This is a genomic window from Paenibacillus cellulositrophicus, assembly GCF_009363095.1.
Classification (GTDB): domain Bacteria; phylum Bacillota; class Bacilli; order Paenibacillales; family Paenibacillaceae; genus Paenibacillus_AQ; species Paenibacillus_AQ favisporus.
Window position 1 is genome coordinate 4768435 of sequence record NZ_CP045295.1, and the last position, 16877, is coordinate 4785311.

The 16877-nt window shown below is 53.1% G+C and carries 17 protein-coding genes; 10 read left to right on the forward strand and 7 right to left on the reverse strand.

Annotated features, from left to right (window positions below; all coding sequences use genetic code 11):
• Positions 1-9: 9 nt before the first annotated feature.
• The 4 genes from GCU45_RS21570 to GCU45_RS21585 form a co-directional block, all read right to left on the reverse strand.
• A complete protein-coding gene (locus GCU45_RS21570) occupies positions 10-942 on the reverse strand; it encodes a sensor histidine kinase (protein WP_152400411.1) in 933 nt (310 codons plus the stop codon).
• 85 nt (positions 943-1027) lie between these two features.
• Positions 1028-1777, reverse strand: coding sequence for an ABC transporter permease (locus GCU45_RS21575; RefSeq protein WP_152400413.1), 750 nt, complete (start codon positions 1775-1777; stop codon positions 1028-1030).
• Positions 1774-2694 carry an ATP-binding cassette domain-containing protein gene (locus GCU45_RS21580; RefSeq protein WP_152400415.1) on the reverse strand — a complete coding sequence of 307 codons (921 nt, stop codon included), beginning with the start codon at positions 2692-2694 and terminating at the stop codon, positions 1774-1776. Before GCU45_RS21580 ends, GCU45_RS21575 begins: the two co-directional genes overlap by 4 nt.
• Before the next feature lie 197 nt (positions 2695-2891).
• Positions 2892-3584, reverse strand: coding sequence for a response regulator transcription factor (locus GCU45_RS21585; RefSeq protein WP_152400417.1), 693 nt, complete (start codon positions 3582-3584; stop codon positions 2892-2894).
• Positions 3585-4019: 435 nt separating this feature from the next.
• Here GCU45_RS21585 and tkt point away from each other — a divergent pair, with 435 nt between their 5' ends.
• Positions 4020-6062, forward strand: a complete 2043-nt coding sequence (gene tkt, locus GCU45_RS21590; protein ID WP_116231948.1) for a transketolase — start codon at positions 4020-4022, stop codon at positions 6060-6062.
• 50 nt (positions 6063-6112) lie between these two features.
• Positions 6113-6430 carry a pyrimidine/purine nucleoside phosphorylase gene (locus GCU45_RS21595; protein ID WP_076173446.1) on the forward strand — a complete coding sequence of 106 codons (318 nt, stop codon included), beginning with the start codon at positions 6113-6115 and terminating at the stop codon, positions 6428-6430.
• A gap of 122 nt (positions 6431-6552) precedes the next feature.
• Here the strand turns inward: GCU45_RS21595 and GCU45_RS21600 are convergent, their stop codons facing one another.
• Complete coding sequence (locus GCU45_RS21600; RefSeq protein ID WP_105446021.1) at positions 6553-7452, reverse strand: NAD(P)-dependent oxidoreductase; 900 nt, start codon at positions 7450-7452, stop codon at positions 6553-6555.
• Between the two features lie 212 nt (positions 7453-7664).
• Between GCU45_RS21600 and GCU45_RS21605 the strand changes: the two genes are divergently transcribed.
• From GCU45_RS21605 to GCU45_RS21615, 3 genes are all read left to right on the forward strand, one after another.
• On the forward strand, positions 7665-9020 hold the full coding sequence (locus GCU45_RS21605; RefSeq protein ID WP_116231950.1) for a glucose-6-phosphate isomerase: 1356 nt from the start codon (positions 7665-7667) through the stop codon (positions 9018-9020).
• Positions 9021-9127: 107 nt separating this feature from the next.
• Positions 9128-9760 (forward strand): YigZ family protein, encoded by a 633-nt coding sequence (locus GCU45_RS21610; protein ID WP_076173443.1) that lies wholly within the window; start codon positions 9128-9130, stop codon positions 9758-9760.
• A 5-nt stretch (positions 9761-9765) separates the two neighbouring features.
• Positions 9766-10350, forward strand: coding sequence for a TetR/AcrR family transcriptional regulator (locus tag GCU45_RS21615; protein ID WP_076173442.1), 585 nt, complete (start codon positions 9766-9768; stop codon positions 10348-10350).
• 173 nt (positions 10351-10523) lie between these two features.
• Here GCU45_RS21615 and GCU45_RS21620 read toward each other — a convergent pair whose 3' ends face one another.
• Both GCU45_RS21620 and GCU45_RS21625 read right to left on the reverse strand, forming a co-directional pair.
• A complete protein-coding gene (locus tag GCU45_RS21620) occupies positions 10524-10925 on the reverse strand; it encodes a secondary thiamine-phosphate synthase enzyme YjbQ (RefSeq protein ID WP_152400419.1) in 402 nt (133 codons plus the stop codon).
• A gap of 126 nt (positions 10926-11051) precedes the next feature.
• The gene (locus GCU45_RS21625; RefSeq protein ID WP_152400421.1) at positions 11052-11597 is read right to left on the reverse strand and encodes a helix-turn-helix domain-containing protein; all 546 of its coding nucleotides are present in this window, start codon (positions 11595-11597) and stop codon (positions 11052-11054) included.
• A 299-nt stretch (positions 11598-11896) separates the two neighbouring features.
• Between GCU45_RS21625 and GCU45_RS21630 the strand changes: the two genes are divergently transcribed.
• From GCU45_RS21630 to GCU45_RS21655, 5 genes are all read left to right on the forward strand, one after another.
• Entirely contained in the window at positions 11897-12781 is an 885-nt protein-coding gene (locus GCU45_RS21630; protein WP_152400423.1) for an MBL fold metallo-hydrolase, read from the forward strand.
• Positions 12782-12817: 36 nt separating this feature from the next.
• A complete protein-coding gene (locus GCU45_RS21635; protein ID WP_152400425.1) occupies positions 12818-13816 on the forward strand; it encodes an alpha/beta hydrolase in 999 nt (332 codons plus the stop codon).
• Between the two features lie 333 nt (positions 13817-14149).
• The gene (locus tag GCU45_RS21645; protein WP_152400426.1) at positions 14150-14944 is read left to right on the forward strand and encodes a DMT family transporter; all 795 of its coding nucleotides are present in this window, start codon (positions 14150-14152) and stop codon (positions 14942-14944) included.
• 323 nt (positions 14945-15267) lie between these two features.
• On the forward strand, positions 15268-16083 hold the full coding sequence (gene cysT, locus GCU45_RS21650; protein ID WP_076173436.1) for a sulfate ABC transporter permease subunit CysT: 816 nt from the start codon (positions 15268-15270) through the stop codon (positions 16081-16083).
• Entirely contained in the window at positions 16080-16877 is a 798-nt protein-coding gene (locus GCU45_RS21655; protein WP_116231956.1) for a sulfate ABC transporter permease subunit, read from the forward strand. The genes cysT and GCU45_RS21655 overlap by 4 nt, the downstream gene beginning before the upstream one ends.

Below are 16877 nucleotides of genomic sequence, written 5' to 3' on the forward strand. Positions count from 1 at the left end.
CATCTTCTCTCAGGTAACCGACGTTCCCTGCGAACTCCCGTCGGCAGTGAGCTCCCAGCGGCATGTCATCGTCAGTACGTCCCCGCTCAGTTCGGCGGACAGCCGGCCGCCCATCTTCTCCATCAGGCTGCGGGCGATGGACAGGCCGAGGCCGGTCCCTTTACCGGAGCGCGTTTGGTCGGCTGTATAGAACCGGTCAAATAGCAGGGAGGGATCGGTGCCGGCGAGATGCGGGGCATCATTGCGGATGACCAGCACCGCCTCGTTATTTTCCCGCTTCAGCCCGATGCCGACTTCGCCGCGCGTGTGCTTGATCGTATTGAGCAGCAGGTTTTCGATGACCCGTTTGACGGCCGACTCATCCGCGAACCCGATGATCTCCTCTTCAGGAAACTCCAGTAATGGGGTGATACTGCAGTCGGTGAACTGGTCATACAGGCTCATGATCACGTCCTGCAGCACCGGGACGAAACGGATGCGCGCCGGCTTCAGCTCGTAATCGGTGGACTCGATCACGGACAGCTCGAAAAAATCGTTCAGCAGCGCCTGCAGACGCTGCGAACGGTGTTTGATTACACTTAAGTAGGCATGCTTTTCTTCGGGACTGAGGTCCTCGGCCTCAAGCAGCTGAATATAGCCGAAGATCGACGTCAGCGGCGTGCGGATATCATGGGACATGTTGGCGATCGCCTGCTTCAGCTCGTTTTCCGTTCGGCGCTGCAGGGCGCCGCTCTCGGTCACCCGGTCGATCAGACGGTTGATTTCAGCCGCAAGCGATTCAAGATCTTTTTCGTAATAGGACAAATCGGTTTTTTTGCCCGACCTGCCTTCGTTGTAGCTCTTCAGCTGGGCGGTTACCCGCCGAAGTTCCCTGCGCATCCGCAGGAGGCGGACGACGAGCAGAGCAATAACGGCGACAGCGATAATGGTGATGTAGAGCATCGTTTGTCCGCCTCCTTTGGTTAGATGGTTTCCCACGAAAATAGATTCACTACCTTGCAGCTCATTATTTGTATGGGGTTGCCTCTTACTTAATCTCCTTCTTCCGGAAGGCCAGAATCCCCAAAGCTCCAAACATCATGAACCAGACGACCGGAACCACGACCATGGCGCTGAGCTGACCGCCGCTTTGTTCCAGGATCGGCACGTTGTTGACCAACTTAAATACGGAGTAATCATAAATGGTGCCTATAAATGGAACGTACTTTCCAGCCATCGCTAGCATGGAATCCATCAGCAGGAAGAAAATGAACAAAAATCCGATCGATTTGCCGCTGTCGGTCAGCAAGGTGGAAAACAAGGCGGCGATGCCGGCGAATCCTGCCGCATAGAGGACGGTAAATCCCAGGGCTCGCAGTACAAAAGGCAGCGGTAACGATCCCGCGTCCCCATTTGCGATCACCATCACGGCTGTCGCTACCACAGGCAGGGTGAGCGCAAGCAAGGCCGTACCAACGGTGAAGACCAGCAGCTTAGCGGCGAACAGCCGGATCCGGCTGTTGCCGGAAGAGGCGATGCATTTCATGACGCCGGTCGAATATTCGCTGGAAATAAAGAAACCGGCCAGCAGGGCGGCGGAAAACTTCAGCACATAGGCGTTGCCGGCCAGCACATTTTGCATAAACTCCAGGCTCGTGACTTCCGGCTCGCCGGCGGTATGGTCCATGATGACGAGCAGGGGATACACGATGGCGGCTGCCGCAATGCACAGGAGCAGGGTCCGGAACGAGAGGTCCTTTCGCAGCTTGAACCATTCCGCTTTGATGACGTTGCTCATGGCTGCACACCTCCGATCCGTTTCGTGAAAAACGTCTCCAGGTCTTCGCCTTTCGGCATAAACTGCTCGATCTCCAGGCCGGATGCGGCTAATGCGGTCGATACGCGCCCGGGATGCTCCAAATGATCGTAGAGCTGGATGGACCCGTCCGGCATGACCTCGAATTCGGTGGTGTCCAGACGGTTCTGCAGGACCGATGCCGCCGCGGCGGGGGCGTTGACTTTGATATGAATGAACTGCCGGCATTTCTCCTGCAGTTCCTTGGCCGTCAGTTCCTCGAGTAGGACGCCGCGGTGAATGATGCCGTAATGGGTGGCCAGCAGATGCAGCTCGCTTAAAATATGGCTGGAAATCAGGATGGTGATCCGCCGTTCCTGGTTCAGCCGCTTGAGCAGCTCGCGCATTTCGACGACGCCCATGGGGTCAAGCCCATTAGTGGGCTCGTCCAGAATGAGAAACTCGGGATCACCCAGCAGGGCGATCGCCAGGCCCAGACGCTGCTTCATGCCCAGCGAGAAGTTTTTCGCCTTCTTCCGACCGGTCCCTTCCAGGCCCACTAGTTCGAGCGATCGCTTGACGATATCTTTTCCGGGAATGCCCCGCAGAAGCCGATTGGCTTCGACGTTCTCCTCCGCCGTCATTTGCGGGAACAGCGCCGGACTTTCAATGATCGATCCGATGCGTTTGCGCGCCTCGTTTGTTTCCGCAGGACCGCTGTATCCGAACAGCTCCACCGACCCTTCCGTCGGAAAGGCCAGCCCCGCGGCGATGCGGATGAGCGTGGATTTGCCGGCTCCGTTTTGCCCGATGAATCCGTAAATGGCCCCCCGTTTGATCGAGAGATTCACCTTGTCCAAAGCGATCCCATTTTTGAACGTTTTGGTGAGATTTGTAGTGCGAAGAACATATTCGCTCATGATTTTCTCATCAGCCTCCCTCCAGTGATAGGCTCAGTGTATTCCGGAAAGCGTAAGAAAAGTTTAAGGCAATTCTTAAGAAAGGCTTAAGCCTGAAGGGCCGACTGCGGCCGGTACAAGACTGCAGCGGATAACGCTCTGCTGTTGAAGATGCGGCTGCACAGCCCTAAAAGGCAGCGGACCTAAGCTCCACCTCCTCACGGTTTCAGCCGGTAGCCGATGCCCCAGACGGTTTCGATCCATTCCTCGCCGGGGCAAGCTTTGGCCAGCTTGCTGCGCAGATTGCTCATATGTACGTTGACGGTATTGTCATCCCCGAGAAACTCCTCGCCCCAGATGCTTTCATACAGATTGGATTTGGAAAATACCTTTTTGGGCGATGCCATGAACAGATGGAGGATATCGAATTCGCGGGCGGTCAGGGAAATCGGCTCGCCGTCGGCGTGTACGGTTTTAGCTTCCGGGTCGAGCAGCAAATTTTTATGCGAATAGATGACCGGCTTGGCGGAGTTCGCGGCACGATGGACCCGTCTAAGATGCGAGTCGATGCGTGCAGATACCTCCTCGATGTCGAACGGCTTCGTGATATAGTCGTCGGCACCGCCGCGTAGGGCGGCGATCTTTCCGGACTGGTCGCCCTTGGCGGATATGATCATCACCGGCGGAGCGCCGTGTTCCCGAACTTCGTTCAGCACTTCCTCGCCGGATAAGCCGGGAAGCATCAAATCCAGAAGGACCATGTCCCAGGGCTGCTGCTTCAAATAAATGAGGGCCTCGGTTCCGGAAAAGGCGGGCTGTGCGGTATATCCGCTGCGGCGGACGATGCTACAGAGCAGGCCGCTGATGTCGTTGTCGTCTTCCACGACCAGAATGTGCGTATTTCCGTTCATTTGACGTTTTCACCTCGTTACATGCAGTTGAGTTACGAACTATCATACTCGAAGAAACGGCTGTTTCCAATGGTTTTTGCTGTTTCAGGACCGGATCATGCGGGTCATAGATGGAAGACGCGTCAACCCGCAGGGGTACATGAAAGAAGTTTGAAACTATTGCCAGACGGAGGGAGGGCGAGACTTCGCTCAATACCGCTCGGCTCTTGGCTTCGGGCGGTATCTGCTGCCCCTTTATCCGATCTGATTTGCTCCGCATAATGACCTTCTTCATGGGGAATGGTGATAAAGGTTATGGAAAAGAAGAAAGGCAAGTGTTATAATAAGTCAAAATGAAACATTCAAGCGGATGTTCTTCTAAGCCGCCGGGTTTTTCCGTGCTTTCAAGTGTGCCCGCTTCATGTTAATTTCCCAGAAATACTGAGGAGGATAACCATGACTGACAAGAATCAAGCGATTGACAAGGCCGAGAACGCGACCATCGATAATCTGTCGATTACGACGATCCGTACCCTCGCGATCGATGCGATCGAGAAAGCCAACTCCGGACATCCGGGTATGCCGATGGGCTCTGCACCAATGGGATACCAGCTGTTCGCAAAGACGATGAACCACAATCCGGAGAATCCGACTTGGATTAACCGCGACCGTTTTGTTCTCTCCGCTGGGCACGGCTCTATGCTGCTGTACAGCCTGCTTCACCTGAGCGGATACGATCTTCCAATGGAAGAACTGAAACAATTCCGTCAATGGGGAAGCCTGACTCCAGGTCACCCAGAGTTCGGTCACACCGCTGGCGTTGACGCAACGACAGGTCCTCTTGGACAAGGCGTGGCTATGGCCGTTGGTATGGCAATGGCTGAAGCTCAGCTGGCTGCAACTTACAACAAAGACAACTACAAAGTGGTTGACCACTATACGTACGCGATCTGCGGCGACGGCGACCTGATGGAAGGTATCTCGCATGAGGCTGCTTCTTTGGCGGGCCATCAACAGCTCGGCAAGCTGATCATGCTGTACGATTCCAATGACATTTCCCTCGACGGTAAACTTAACCTGTCCTTCTCCGAAAACGTACAAAAGCGTTTTGAAGCATACGGATGGCAAGTGCTGCGCGTGGAAGACGGCAACGATCTTCCGGCCATCGAGAAAGCCATTGCGGAAGCGCAAGCCGAAACGAGCAAACCGACCCTGATCGAAGTGAAAACCGTCATCGGTTACGGAAGCCCGAACAAACAAGGTAAAGGCGGCCATGGCGGTACTCACGGATCCCCGCTGGGTGCGGAAGAAGCCAAGCTGACCAAAGAATTCTACAAATGGGTATACGAAGAAGACTTCTACGTGCCTGAAGAAGTTCGCGCTCATTTCGCGAAAGTGAAAGAACACGGCGTGAAAGTCAACAAAGAATGGAACGAGCAGTTCGAAGCTTACAAGAAAGCTTATCCTGAACTGGCCGCTCAATTCGAAAAGGCTGTTGCCGGCGACCTTGCTGAAGGATGGGATAAAGACCTTCCGAAGTATTCCGTGGAAGACAAAGCCGTATCGACACGCGTTGCTTCCGGTAACGCCCTGAACGGTCTTACAGGCGGCGTACCACAGCTGCTGGGCGGATCCGCCGACTTGGAAAGCTCCACGATGACTCACCTGAACAACCTGGCTAACTTCACGCCTGACAGCCGCGAAGGCCGCAACATCTACTTCGGCGTACGCGAATTCGCGATGGCTGCCGTGATGAACGGCATGACGCTGCATGGCGGACTGAAAGTATTCGGCGGTACGTTCTTCGTATTTACCGACTACCTGCGTCCGGCGGTTCGTCTGGCTTCGATCATGAAGCTGCCTGTCACTTATGTTCTGACTCATGACAGTATTGCGGTTGGTGAAGACGGTCCTACCCATGAACCGATCGAACAGCTGGCATCGCTGCGCATCATTCCTGGATTGACTGTGATCCGTCCGGCTGACGCCAACGAAACATCGGCTGCCTGGGCTTACACTGTTGAAAATAAAGAGAACCCGGTAGCGCTCGTATTGACGCGCCAAAACCTGCCAATCCTGGCCGCTACGGTTGAGGGTGCACGCGAAGGCATCAAGCGCGGTGCTTATGTAGTAGCTGACGCGAAGAACGGCAAACCTCAAGCGCAAATCATCGCAACGGGTTCCGAAGTACAGTTGGCTGTGAAAGCCGCCGAAGCGCTGTCCAAAGAGGGCATCGAGGTTCGCGTCATCAGCATGCCAAGCTGGGATCTGTTCGAAAAACAAGATCAAGCTTACAAAGATTCCGTCCTGCTGCCTGACGTCAAAGCGCGTCTTGCCATCGAAATGGCTTCGCCATTCGGTTGGGAACGCTATGTCGGCGACAAAGGCGACATTCTCGGCATCTCCATCTTTGGCGCATCCGCTCCTGGCAACCGCGTCATCGAAGAATACGGATTTACGGTGGACAATGTAGTCAGCCGTGTCAAAGGGCTGCTGTAAGGTCATAGCCGTTTAATTCATATTTTGAGTTCAAAAGGAGCAGTGAGCACATGTCGCAGTTCAGCAATGCCACCATCGTCAAAGCAGCCAACGTCTATTATGACGGCCAGGTGACCAGCCGCACCGTCATTCTGGAAGATGGTAGCAAGGTTACGCTCGGAATCATGCTTCCGGGCACGTATGAATTTGGGACGGACGGTCCTGAAATTATGGAGATCCTGTCCGGCCACCTGAAGGTCCTTCTTCCCGGTGAAGAATCCTGGCAAGAAATTCAGGGAGCACACACGTTTCACGTGCCTGCCCATTCCAAATTCGCTCTGGAAGTGTTCAGCGTAACCGATTACTGCTGCTCCTACCCGGCGGAGTAACGAAAAAGGGTAAGTCCGTCATCTTGGCGGACTTACCCTTTTCTCTCCGGTTAACTCAATTTTCTGCATAATTTGGAGCCGTTCCATTCAACCTATGGCTGTATATGGAAGGAGCCTGTCCATTATTGCAGCGGCTTGCCGCCGATCGTCTGTCCGATCCATGCTTCATAGCATTTGACGACAGCGGAAAGGTCCTCATCTCCGAAGCCCTGCGTCTGCCCGGCTTGAAACAGGCTTTTTGCCAGGTTCAGCATTGGGGACGGTACGCCAGTTGCGTCGGTGAGGGAGGAGGCAAGCTTCAGGTCTTTGAGCATCAGCGCAAGGGAGAACTGGTTGCTGAAGTCGTGGTCGATGATCTTCCGGCCTTTCAGGTCCGCGGCCTTGCTTCCGGCCGAACCGAGCTGCACCAGCTCGAGGAAGCTGTCCGCAGGAATGCCGGATTTGGCGGCGATGGCGAAGCCTTCCGCCAGGGCCAGGTTGTTGATGCCGACCATCGTGTTATGGGCAAGCTTGGCAACGGAACCGCTGCCGCTTGGTCCCATATGGATGACCTTCTTGCCCAGCGTATCAAACAGGCCGGATGCGGCTTCCAGCACGGAAGCTTCTCCGCCGACCATAAAAACGAGTGTGCCGTCGATGGCCGCCGGCTTGCTGCCGGTAACCGGTGCGTCGAGGAAATAGGCTCCGAGCTTGTGAACCTCGGCGGCCAGCTCTTTAACGAGCCCCGGGGAAATGGTGCTGCTGTCAATGACGGTGGTGCCTTGAGCCAGCGTTTTCAGAATGCCGTCCTCGCCGTAAAACACCTCGCGGATGGAATCGTCATTGCTGACCATCGTGATGACCGCATCCTGTCCTGAGGCTGCTTCGGCGGGAGTGGCCGCTTGGGACGCACCTTCCCGGACAAGCGCTTCGGCCTTGGAAGCCGTGCGGTTATAGACGGTTACCTCGTAACCTTGTTTTAACAAATTGGAAGCCATGGGCGCTCCCATGGTGCCCAGTCCGATGAAGCCTATTTTTTTCATGAGAATCACCTTTTCCTGTGAGATATAAGCATTCATTAAGTTTACCATGAGGCCATGCGACAATCCATGGGGGGAGAAGTGAATTTGTGGGTGGATAAGCTTCATATTGTCCTTGCCAAATGCAGTCAAATTACAGTATCCTATTCTAAAGCTGTTTTTTTCGGAGCGTAATAGAATAGAGATGAAGCCAAACTAGGAGGTTTACATTAGATATGTCTACCAAATTAAATTTCGATTACAGTAAGGCGCTCTCCTTTATCGGTCAGCACGAAGTGGATTATCTGGCAGAGCCGATCCGACTCGCTCACGAGCAGCTTCATAACAAGACAGGCGTAGGTTCTGACTTCTTGGGATGGATCGATCTTCCTACCCAATACGACAAGGAAGAATTTGCACGCATCCAAAAAGCAGCAGCGAAAATCCAAAGCGATTCTGACGTTCTGATCGTCATCGGAATCGGCGGATCTTACCTCGGCGCACGCGCGGCGATTGAAGCTCTGTCCCATTCCTTCTATAATGTATTACCAAAGGATAAGCGCAAGACGCCTGAGATCTATTTCGCCGGCAACAACATCAGCTCCACTTACGTGGCGCATTTGCTCGATCTGATCGAAGGCAAGGACTTCTCCGTGAACGTCATTTCCAAGTCCGGCACAACGACGGAACCTGCAATTGCATTCCGTATTTTCAAAGCCGAGCTGGAGAAGAAATACGGCAAGGAAGAAGCCCGCAAGCGTATCTATGCAACAACCGACAAGGAAAGAGGAGCCCTCAAGAAGCTCGCGAATGAAGAAGGCTATGAGTCCTTTATCATTCCGGACGACGTGGGCGGAAGATATTCCGTACTGACTGCGGTTGGCCTGCTGCCGATTGCTACTGCCGGAATCAACATCGAAGAGATGATGCAGGGTGCCGCTGACGCTTCCAAGGAATTCAGCAACCCGAACGTGCATGAGAACCTCAGCTACCAATACGCTGCCGTGCGTAACGCACTGTACCGCAAAGGCAAAGCCATCGAGATTCTCGTGAACTACGAGCCTTCTCTTCACTTCGTATCCGAGTGGTGGAAACAGCTGTACGGCGAAAGCGAAGGCAAGGACTACAAAGGCATTTATCCGGCATCCGTCGACTTCTCGACCGATCTGCACTCCATGGGACAATTCGTTCAGGAAGGCAGCCGCAACATTTTCGAAACCGTCATCCAGGTGGACAATGTAGCGAAGCAAATTACGATCGAAAGCGATCCGGACGATTTGGACGGCCTGAACTTCCTGGCTGGCAAAACGATGGATTTCGTCAACAAAAAGGCCTTCCAAGGCACGATGTTGGCACATACAGACGGACAGGTTCCTAACCTGATCGTAACCGTACCGGATATGACTCCGTATTCCTTCGGATATCTGGTGTACTTCTTTGAAAAGGCGTGCGGTATCAGCGGCTATCTGCTTGGCGTCAATCCGTTTGACCAGCCTGGCGTGGAAGCCTATAAGAAGAACATGTTCGCTTTGCTCGGCAAACCGGGCTACGAGGAAGAAAAAGCGAAGCTGGAAGCAAGACTGTCCGAATAAGAATAACATCAGCAACTTTTGAATAGACTTACAAAGCTAGGGAAGCAGTTCACCGGTTAATCAACAGCGGGGGACTGCTTTCTTGGCAAATAAGAAAGGGCATGAACATGATTGATCGCTATCGAACCGTCCGGGGGGCGGGATCCAAGGAAATTGTCATTAAGAAGTCCCGTTTTATCGGCCATGTGAAACCGGTGGACAGCGAAGATGATGCAAACGCTTTTATTGAAGAGATCAAGAAGCTGCACTGGAATGCCACGCATAACTGCTCCGCCTACATGATTGGGGAGAGGGATGAAATCCAGAAGCAGTCGGATGACGGGGAGCCGAGCGGAACGGCCGGCAAGCCGATTCTCGAGGTGATCCGCAATCAAGGGTTGAAAAATGTGGCGATCGTCGTGACCCGGTACTTCGGCGGCATCATGCTGGGGGCGGGGGGACTGATCCGGGCTTACACGGACGGTGCTGTGGCGGCGATTGAAGCGGGGGAAGCGATCACACGCGTGCTTCACCGCGAGATTTTTGTAGAAATCGACTATACCTGGCTGGGGAAGGTCGAGAACGAGCTCCGGGGCCGTGAGGTCCGAATGGGGGAAACGGTGTTTACGGATAAGGTGCGGCTGACGTGCCTGCCGGAAGACCGTGAAGCGGAGACGTTTATGTCGTGGATGGTGGATTTGACGCAGGGGCAATCCCTGATTACGGAGGGCGAAAAGCTTTATTTTATTGAAGGGGAATAAGGTCTATGGCAAGAAGAGCAGTGGAACAGGAGTTGTCGAGGGAGAGGATTCTGGAAGCGGCCAGGCATTTGTTTGTGACCAAGGGATACCGGGCCATTTCTATGCGCAGTATTGGTCAGCATTTAGGTTACAGTCATGGTTCCTTATACTATCATTTCAAGGAAAAGGCAGAATTGTTCTACGCCATCGTGGTTGAGGATTTCAACAATCTCGCTGTACAGCTGAATAAGGTGCTCAAAGTCGCTCCGACCCAGGACTTGACCAAGGTGGAACAGCTCATGCTGGAGTTCATCCGTTTCGGCCTGGACCATCCTTATCAGTACGAGATCATGTTCATGATCCGGGACGAAGAACTGCTGTCCTACTGCCGTTCTGAGCAGGGGCGCTGCTTCGAATTGTTTGCCTCCATGGTGCGCCGTTATATGAACGAGGAGGAGCACGGCCCCGATCATTGCCGCAATCTGCCGTTAACGTTATTTTTGTCCATGCACGGATTCATATCGTATTACATCCAGGATCGCGTGACTTTTGAGGAGATCAAACCCGCGGCCATCACGCATGTGAAGATATGCTGCCGCAGTCTGCGGTAATTTTTTTAGATACTTACTTTATAACGGTGAATTGGTATTGCGCCAACGTATAAATGCTGTGGTGAGTGTGAGCGCAGCTGAAAAAAATAAGGTGAAGGGGAGGGCATGCAGAAATGCCTCACACCCCGACACCTGTTTTGTCATGCGTGCTTTTGGGGATACGGCGGGCTTCTTTATCCCTCCATAATTTTTACATGGTATTGTCTGCGGCGCGGCCCGTCGAACTCGCAAAAATAAATCCCCTGCCAGCGTCCGAGCAGCAGCTCACCTTCCGTAATGATCACGGTCTGCGAAGGTCCGCAGGTGATCGACTTCAAATGGGAAGCTGTGTTGCCTTCGGCGTGGCGGTATTTTGGATGCTCCCACGGATACACCTCATCCAAACGCAGCAGCACATCATGCTTCACGTCCGGATCGGCGTTCTCATTAATGGCGATGCCGGCGGTCGTGTGCGGGCAGTAAACCAGCACCTTCCCCTCCTTGACCCCGCTCTGATGAACCAGCGAGATAATCTCGCGGGTAATATCCCTCATTTCGTCCCGTGACGCCGTACTTAATTCAAGGGTATGCAGCATGTCGTATGTCTCCTTTCCTAAAGTGTATTTTACCTAATATTGGACATGTTATAAGGCTATGATACAGCTGCTGCGCCGTAAGCACAATGAACGGGCTGGCCTATTCCTCCACAGGATAAAGTGAATCTAGAAGGTAGCTGGAGAGGGAACGGCAATCAGCAGCGTCTCCCCCTCGGCGATATTTTTGTAACTATGCGGCGTTCGGGCATCGTAATAAATGCTGTCGCCTTCTTCGAACGTGAACCGTTCATTTCCAAGGATGAACTCCAATCGTCCGGTATGGATAAAAAGAAACTCTTCCCCTTCGGGATGGCCAACGCTGACGTCCCCTGATGTTGCGCCTTTTTCGAGAACTCCCCAAATCGGTCCCATCTTATTGCCGCTTCCATGACTGAGAGCATACCAAGTTATTCTGGAACCTTCGGAGTGAACGAGAGGTTTTCGTTCGTTTTTTCTGATGACGATACTTCGTTTCTCCTCGCCAAACAGATCGGTAAAATTCACACCCAGAGCGTTTGCTATACGCTTGAGAACGCTTAGGGATGGATTCACTTTGTCGCGTTCGATTTCACTGAGAAAAGACAAAGAGATGGAGGCCATGGTGGAAACCTCTTTGAGCGTCAATTTTTGTTTTTTTCTCGTATTTCGAATGGTATCGCCGATTGAATTCATCTGAAGTCCTCCTCACCTGAAAATTTCGCTGTGAACGTAATTTTTACGTGTATCATATCGGATATTTGCAGTGGTATCAAGCACTTTGAAGCAGAGCGAATTACGCTGTAAAACCGTTGAAATATCAGGGGTTAAGAACTACTATTATATCAAGGTTGATGTTCAGTCTCATACCCGGGTATTTACGAATTCCTTCAACCATTTCCATATTGAGCGAAATTTTTGGGGTGCTTTCAGATCCCATTATAATAGTTGTCTCGAACGATCTACGATTTAGAAAGAAAACCGGAGGATTTCAAATGAACAAAGTCTATAAAGTAGGCGACGCAACCGTAACCCGTGTCACGGAAATGACGCTGAGCGGCGTCCCGCCGGAAGTTTATTTTGCGGGCTCGTGGGATCCGGCGTTTCTGGAAAAGAATCGGGATATCCTGCCCGCCGGTCTAATCGACAGCGATTCTCAGCTTGTCGTTAGTATTGGAACTTGGGTCGTGAAGACTCCGGACCATACGATCCTTATTGATACAGCCACGGGAAATGATAAAAATCTTCCGTATAATCCGGAATTGTCCAATCTAAAGCTGCCGTATCTTGATCGTCTCCTGGAGGCAGGGGTTACGCCGGAAGACGTGGACTATGTCCTGTTGACGCATTTGCATGTGGATCATGTCGGCTGGAATACAAGGCTTGCAGGCGGTAAATGGATACCGACGTTCCCGAACGCCACCTATGTATTTCCGCTTTCGGAACAACTATATTACTCGAGCCCGGCCAGCCATAATAAAGAAAACGAACCCAACTTTAACGCATATGAAGAGAGCGTTCTGCCTGTTGTCGAAGCTGGAATGATAAAGACGATCTCTCCCGAGGGGGAGGAGTTCCTCGATATGTTCAAATTTATTCCGACTCCCGGCCATAGCATCGGTCAGATGTCGATCAGCCTTACGTCCGGCGGAGAAGAAGCTTTGTTCGGTGCTGACGTGATGCACCATCCGTTTCAGGTATATCATCCCGAGTGGAATTCCATGTATTGCGAATTCACGGAACAAGCACGCGTTTCCCGGCGCAGGGTATTGGATTATGTCGCGGATCGGCCCATCATTTATTTCAGTACCCATTTTCCGGGGAGTTCTGCGGGGTACGTGACTCGTGACGGCAACGGATTCAAATGGGAATTCATCTAATAAACTACCCTAATCACATTGAAAGGTGCTGACAACATGACGACAAACGATTTTAGGCACGATATACCGATTTTGACCGAAGACCACTGTATCCCCAGCGATACGTCCGGAATCGAACTATATGTACGCAACAAACGTCCGGCTTCCATGAACACGTTCACGAACGAAAAAACGATTGTCATGGTTCACGGCGCCACATATCCGATTGGCAGTTTGTATGACGTTGAATTGGATGGCTTCACGTTCTTGGACTATTTGGCAAGTCATGGTTACGACGTGTATGCCGTGGATGTACGCGGCTATGGAGGCTCGACGAGACCCCCTGAGATGGAGCAGCCCGCTGACTCCAACCCTCCGCTGGTTCGCACGGAGACGGGGGTTCGCGACCTGGGCTCGGCGGTAGACTTCGTTTTAAACCATCGGAACTTATCGAAGGTCAACATTCTGGGAATGTCCTGGGGCGGAACGGTCGCCGGGGCGTATACGAGCCGAAACAACGATAAAGTAAACAAGCTTATCCTTGTTGCGCCTCAGTGGCTGAGCACGAGACCGGTCCCTATCGATACCGGAGGTGCACTCGGCTCCTATCGTCTCGTCCCGGTCGGAAGCACGAAGGAACGCTGGCTAAGCGCCGCCCCTGAAGATAAACGCGGCGATCTGATTCCGGAAGGCTGGTTCGAACAATGGACCGAAGCGACGTTAGCTTCCGATCCGGGAAGCCAAAGCGTCCATCCGGGACATATTCGGGCGACCAATGGGCCGATTCTGGACATCCGTGAATACTGGACGGCTAACAGAGCTTTTTATGAGCCCAAGGAGATCACGGTGCCTGTCCTTCTTGTTCACGCAGAATGGGACATCGATGTGCCTCTAGATTTGGCGCAAAACTTCTTCACGTCACTGACCGGCGCCGTTTATCGCCGCTGGGTAGAGATTGGGGAAGGAACGCACATGGTGCTGCTGGAGAAGAACAGGATGCAGGCTTTTCAAGCGATCCGCGGCTTCCTGGATGAATCGTACATCCCGGCGAAATAACCCGGGTGCAGTGCCCAAAGTTTCATATGCCTAAAACGAGGCCTGCGGCATGCTGCCGCAGGCTTTTTTCGTACCCACTTTTTTTGAAAGAAGGCGAATCGTTTGCGATCCTATCTGCTTCTATTGTTTTGCGGATCACTCTACGGTAGCAACTTCGTACTGGGCTCGCTTTTGCTGCAAGCATTTCCAGCGCTGCATCTATCGGCCTATCGGCTTGCCGTCTCCTCGGTGTTCCTGCTGGTTTATTTGAAGATTATAGAATTTATAAATTTCAGCGAAGCTGAACCATTCTATAATCGCAAGAAAAACTTCCGCTAAACGCGGTCTGTCTTCTTGGAAGGTACGTCGATAGACGTTTTTCTTATAGGCACCCGCCGATTAGTTCGGGTTACGCTGCGGGATACCGTGTATTTAATACCTTATGCTCTAGTGGGAATGCTGCTGCATCAAGTCTCCTTCTTTACGGGGCTGCGCACGGTCGATGCGACGACGGCTTCATTGATATTATCGTTATCACCGATTTGCACTGCGCTGTTTGCCCGCTTGTTTCTGAAGGAATCGTTTACGCTTCGGATGACGATGGGGTCGGTCGTCGCCTTTGCCGGTGTCTTTTTCGTTGTGGCGAATGGCGCAGGTTTTATGCTTCGCATCTCGTCCGGGATTGGATGGATGCTGATTTGCATGCGGGCATTTTCAGGGTCTGTCATTCTCATGAAAAAGCTGACAGAGCGCATCGAACCGCTTGTAGCAACGGCCTACTCTACGATGCTGGGGTGTATTGCGGTATTCCCGGTATCGATCTGGAGCGAACCGCATGCTGAGATTCGTCCACACTATGGGTGGTGGCTTGTCTTAATTGGATCCGCGCTGCTTATCCAAGGATTATGCGCCGTCGTCTGGAACGCTCAAATTCGCCGGGTAGGTGCCGCGACCGCGTCCCTGTTTCTGAATTTGCAGCCATTTGTTGCAATGGTGTCAGGCTACTTCATTCTAGGTACGCCGATCAGCTACATGCAAGTTGCGGGTTCGGTGTTGATTATTTGCGGCGTCATCCTGGCAACCTTCCAAAGACGTTCGAAAAGAACTGCGCATGCCGATCAACTCCATATGTCCGTGGTGAAGCGATAACAGAGTGGAGTGCTGGGAGTTCCATCGCCGACGGTCTCGATGAGGCAAAGGATCATCACGGTTAGACCTTGGCTTTGCACCGAAACGTGCCGAATGTTTTGGACTGAAAAATGCAGAGCCTGCACTCGTGCAGGCTCTTTTTTTTGCGGCGTAAACGGAGACTGGAAATAAATCTATTTTTGTATTGACGGTGTGAGACAGTTTTTGGTAAAGTACTGATAAGCAAAAACCAAGTAGTCAAATAGGAATAATTTAATCTCTAATGGAAATCATCAATCGTCAAGCGCCGACCGGGCCGATTCCCGGAGGCAGGGAGGGGTCAAGTGAATACACTGCTGCGACATAAAGGCTGGACCTGGGGTTTTCGAAGCACCGTTCTTCTTTATTTTGTACTGCTGGTCGTGCTCCCTTTGCTGGGAGTGTATTATCATTCGTTCTCGCTGGGATGGAGCGCTTTTGCGGAAAGCGTGAAAGACCCGATCGCGTGGAAATCCGTGCTCCTTACGCTGAAATTGGCCCTTGTGGCCACGATGATTAACGTTCTGATCGGTACGATGATCGGCTGGGTGATCGTCCGCTACCGTTTTCCGGGCAGATCGCTGCTGAACAGTCTGGTGGATCTCCCGTTTGCCTTGCCGACCGCGGTCGGGGGCCTCATGATTCTGCTTCTGCTCGGACCGGGCAGCCTGATCGGCGGAGCCGCCGAAGCGCTCGGCTTTGAAATCGTGTTCCATCAGCCGGCGATCGTCATCGCTATGGTATTCGTCACGTTTCCTTTCGTCATCCGCGCGGTGCAGCCGCTGCTGGAGGAGATCGATCCTTCCGAGGAGGAGGCGGCGCGGACACTGGGGGCTTCGGGCACCAAAATCTTTTTCCAAGTCGTGCTGCCGTCCATGCTGCCGGGCATGCTCAGCGGAGGAATGCTGGCCTTCTCCCGGGCGCTGGCGGAGTTTGGGGCCGTCGTACTCGTCGCCGGCAACATTCCGGGCCGGACGCTGATCGCCTCCGTGTTTATTTACGGGGAGGTTGAGAGCGACAATACTGCCGGGGCCGCTGCCGTGTCGATTCTGCTGCTGACGCTGTCTTTTGTCATACTCTGGGTCGTGAATTTTGTGCAGACGAAGGGGAAGAGAGCATGAAGAAACTGTGGATTACGCTGACATACCTGGTCTTTTTCCTGCTGCTGATCGCTCCCCTCGGCAAAATGGTCATGGGTGCCTTCGAAGGTGGTTTGGGCGGTCTGGGCGATGCCCTGGCAAGGCCTGAGGCGCTGCACGCCCTCATGATGACCGGACTCATCGTCGTCACCGTGACGGTGCTGAACACACTGCTCGGTATGATGATGGCTATCTATCTCGTTCGCGGCAGCTGGATGAGCGGCGGGCTCCGGCGGTTTCTGAACAGCATTGTCGACCTGCCGTATGCGGTGTCCCCCGTGATTGGGGGGCTGATGATCGTGCTCCTGCTGGGGCCGGGAAGCGCGGTGGGGGCCTTTTTCGAGGATATTGGCTTTAAAATCGTATATGCCTTTCCGGGGATGGTCATTGCCACGCTGTTCGTCACTTTTCCGCTCATGGTGCGCGAGGTGATGCCAGTGCTGCAGGAAATCGGGGCTCAGCAGGAGGAAGCCGCCTCGACGCTGGGGGCCTACGGCTGGACGACGTTCTGGAAAGTAACCTGGCCATCGATCCGCTGGGCGGTCATATACGGCATCGTGCTGACGGTGGCCCGCTCGCTGGGCGAGTTCGGAGCGGTGCTCGTCGTATCGGGTAATATCATTAACAGGACCCAAACGGCGACGACGCTGGTATACCAGGACGTGGAAAATTTCAATGTCATTTCGGCCAACAGCGTTGCGCTGGTTCTGGCTGCTTTTTCGGTAAGTCTGCTCCTCCTGATGGAATGGGCCAAAAAAAGAAGGGAAGTGCGCTGA

Excerpts from the sequence above, each read along its gene's own strand:
- GCU45_RS21570 (WP_152400411.1), bottom strand. The coding sequence starts at position 942 with ATGCTCTACATCACCATTATCGCTGTCGCCGTTATTGCTCTGCTCGTC.
- GCU45_RS21575 (WP_152400413.1), bottom strand. The coding sequence starts at position 1,777 with ATGAGCAACGTCATCAAAGCGGAATGGTTCAAGCTGCGAAAGGACCTC.
- GCU45_RS21580 (WP_152400415.1), bottom strand. The coding sequence starts at position 2,694 with ATGAGCGAATATGTTCTTCGCACTACAAATCTCACCAAAACGTTCAAA.
- GCU45_RS21585 (WP_152400417.1), bottom strand. The coding sequence starts at position 3,584 with ATGAACGGAAATACGCACATTCTGGTCGTGGAAGACGACAACGACATC.
- tkt (WP_116231948.1), top strand. The coding sequence starts at position 4,020 with ATGACTGACAAGAATCAAGCGATTGACAAGGCCGAGAACGCGACCATC.
- GCU45_RS21595 (WP_076173446.1), top strand. The coding sequence starts at position 6,113 with ATGTCGCAGTTCAGCAATGCCACCATCGTCAAAGCAGCCAACGTCTAT.
- GCU45_RS21600 (WP_105446021.1), bottom strand. The coding sequence starts at position 7,452 with ATGAAAAAAATAGGCTTCATCGGACTGGGCACCATGGGAGCGCCCATG.
- GCU45_RS21605 (WP_116231950.1), top strand. The coding sequence starts at position 7,665 with ATGTCTACCAAATTAAATTTCGATTACAGTAAGGCGCTCTCCTTTATC.
- GCU45_RS21610 (WP_076173443.1), top strand. The coding sequence starts at position 9,128 with ATGATTGATCGCTATCGAACCGTCCGGGGGGCGGGATCCAAGGAAATT.
- GCU45_RS21615 (WP_076173442.1), top strand. The coding sequence starts at position 9,766 with ATGGCAAGAAGAGCAGTGGAACAGGAGTTGTCGAGGGAGAGGATTCTG.
- GCU45_RS21620 (WP_152400419.1), bottom strand. The coding sequence starts at position 10,925 with ATGCTGCATACCCTTGAATTAAGTACGGCGTCACGGGACGAAATGAGG.
- GCU45_RS21625 (WP_152400421.1), bottom strand. The coding sequence starts at position 11,597 with ATGAATTCAATCGGCGATACCATTCGAAATACGAGAAAAAAACAAAAA.
- GCU45_RS21630 (WP_152400423.1), top strand. The coding sequence starts at position 11,897 with ATGAACAAAGTCTATAAAGTAGGCGACGCAACCGTAACCCGTGTCACG.
- GCU45_RS21635 (WP_152400425.1), top strand. The coding sequence starts at position 12,818 with ATGACGACAAACGATTTTAGGCACGATATACCGATTTTGACCGAAGAC.
- GCU45_RS21655 (WP_116231956.1), top strand. The coding sequence starts at position 16,080 with ATGAAGAAACTGTGGATTACGCTGACATACCTGGTCTTTTTCCTGCTG.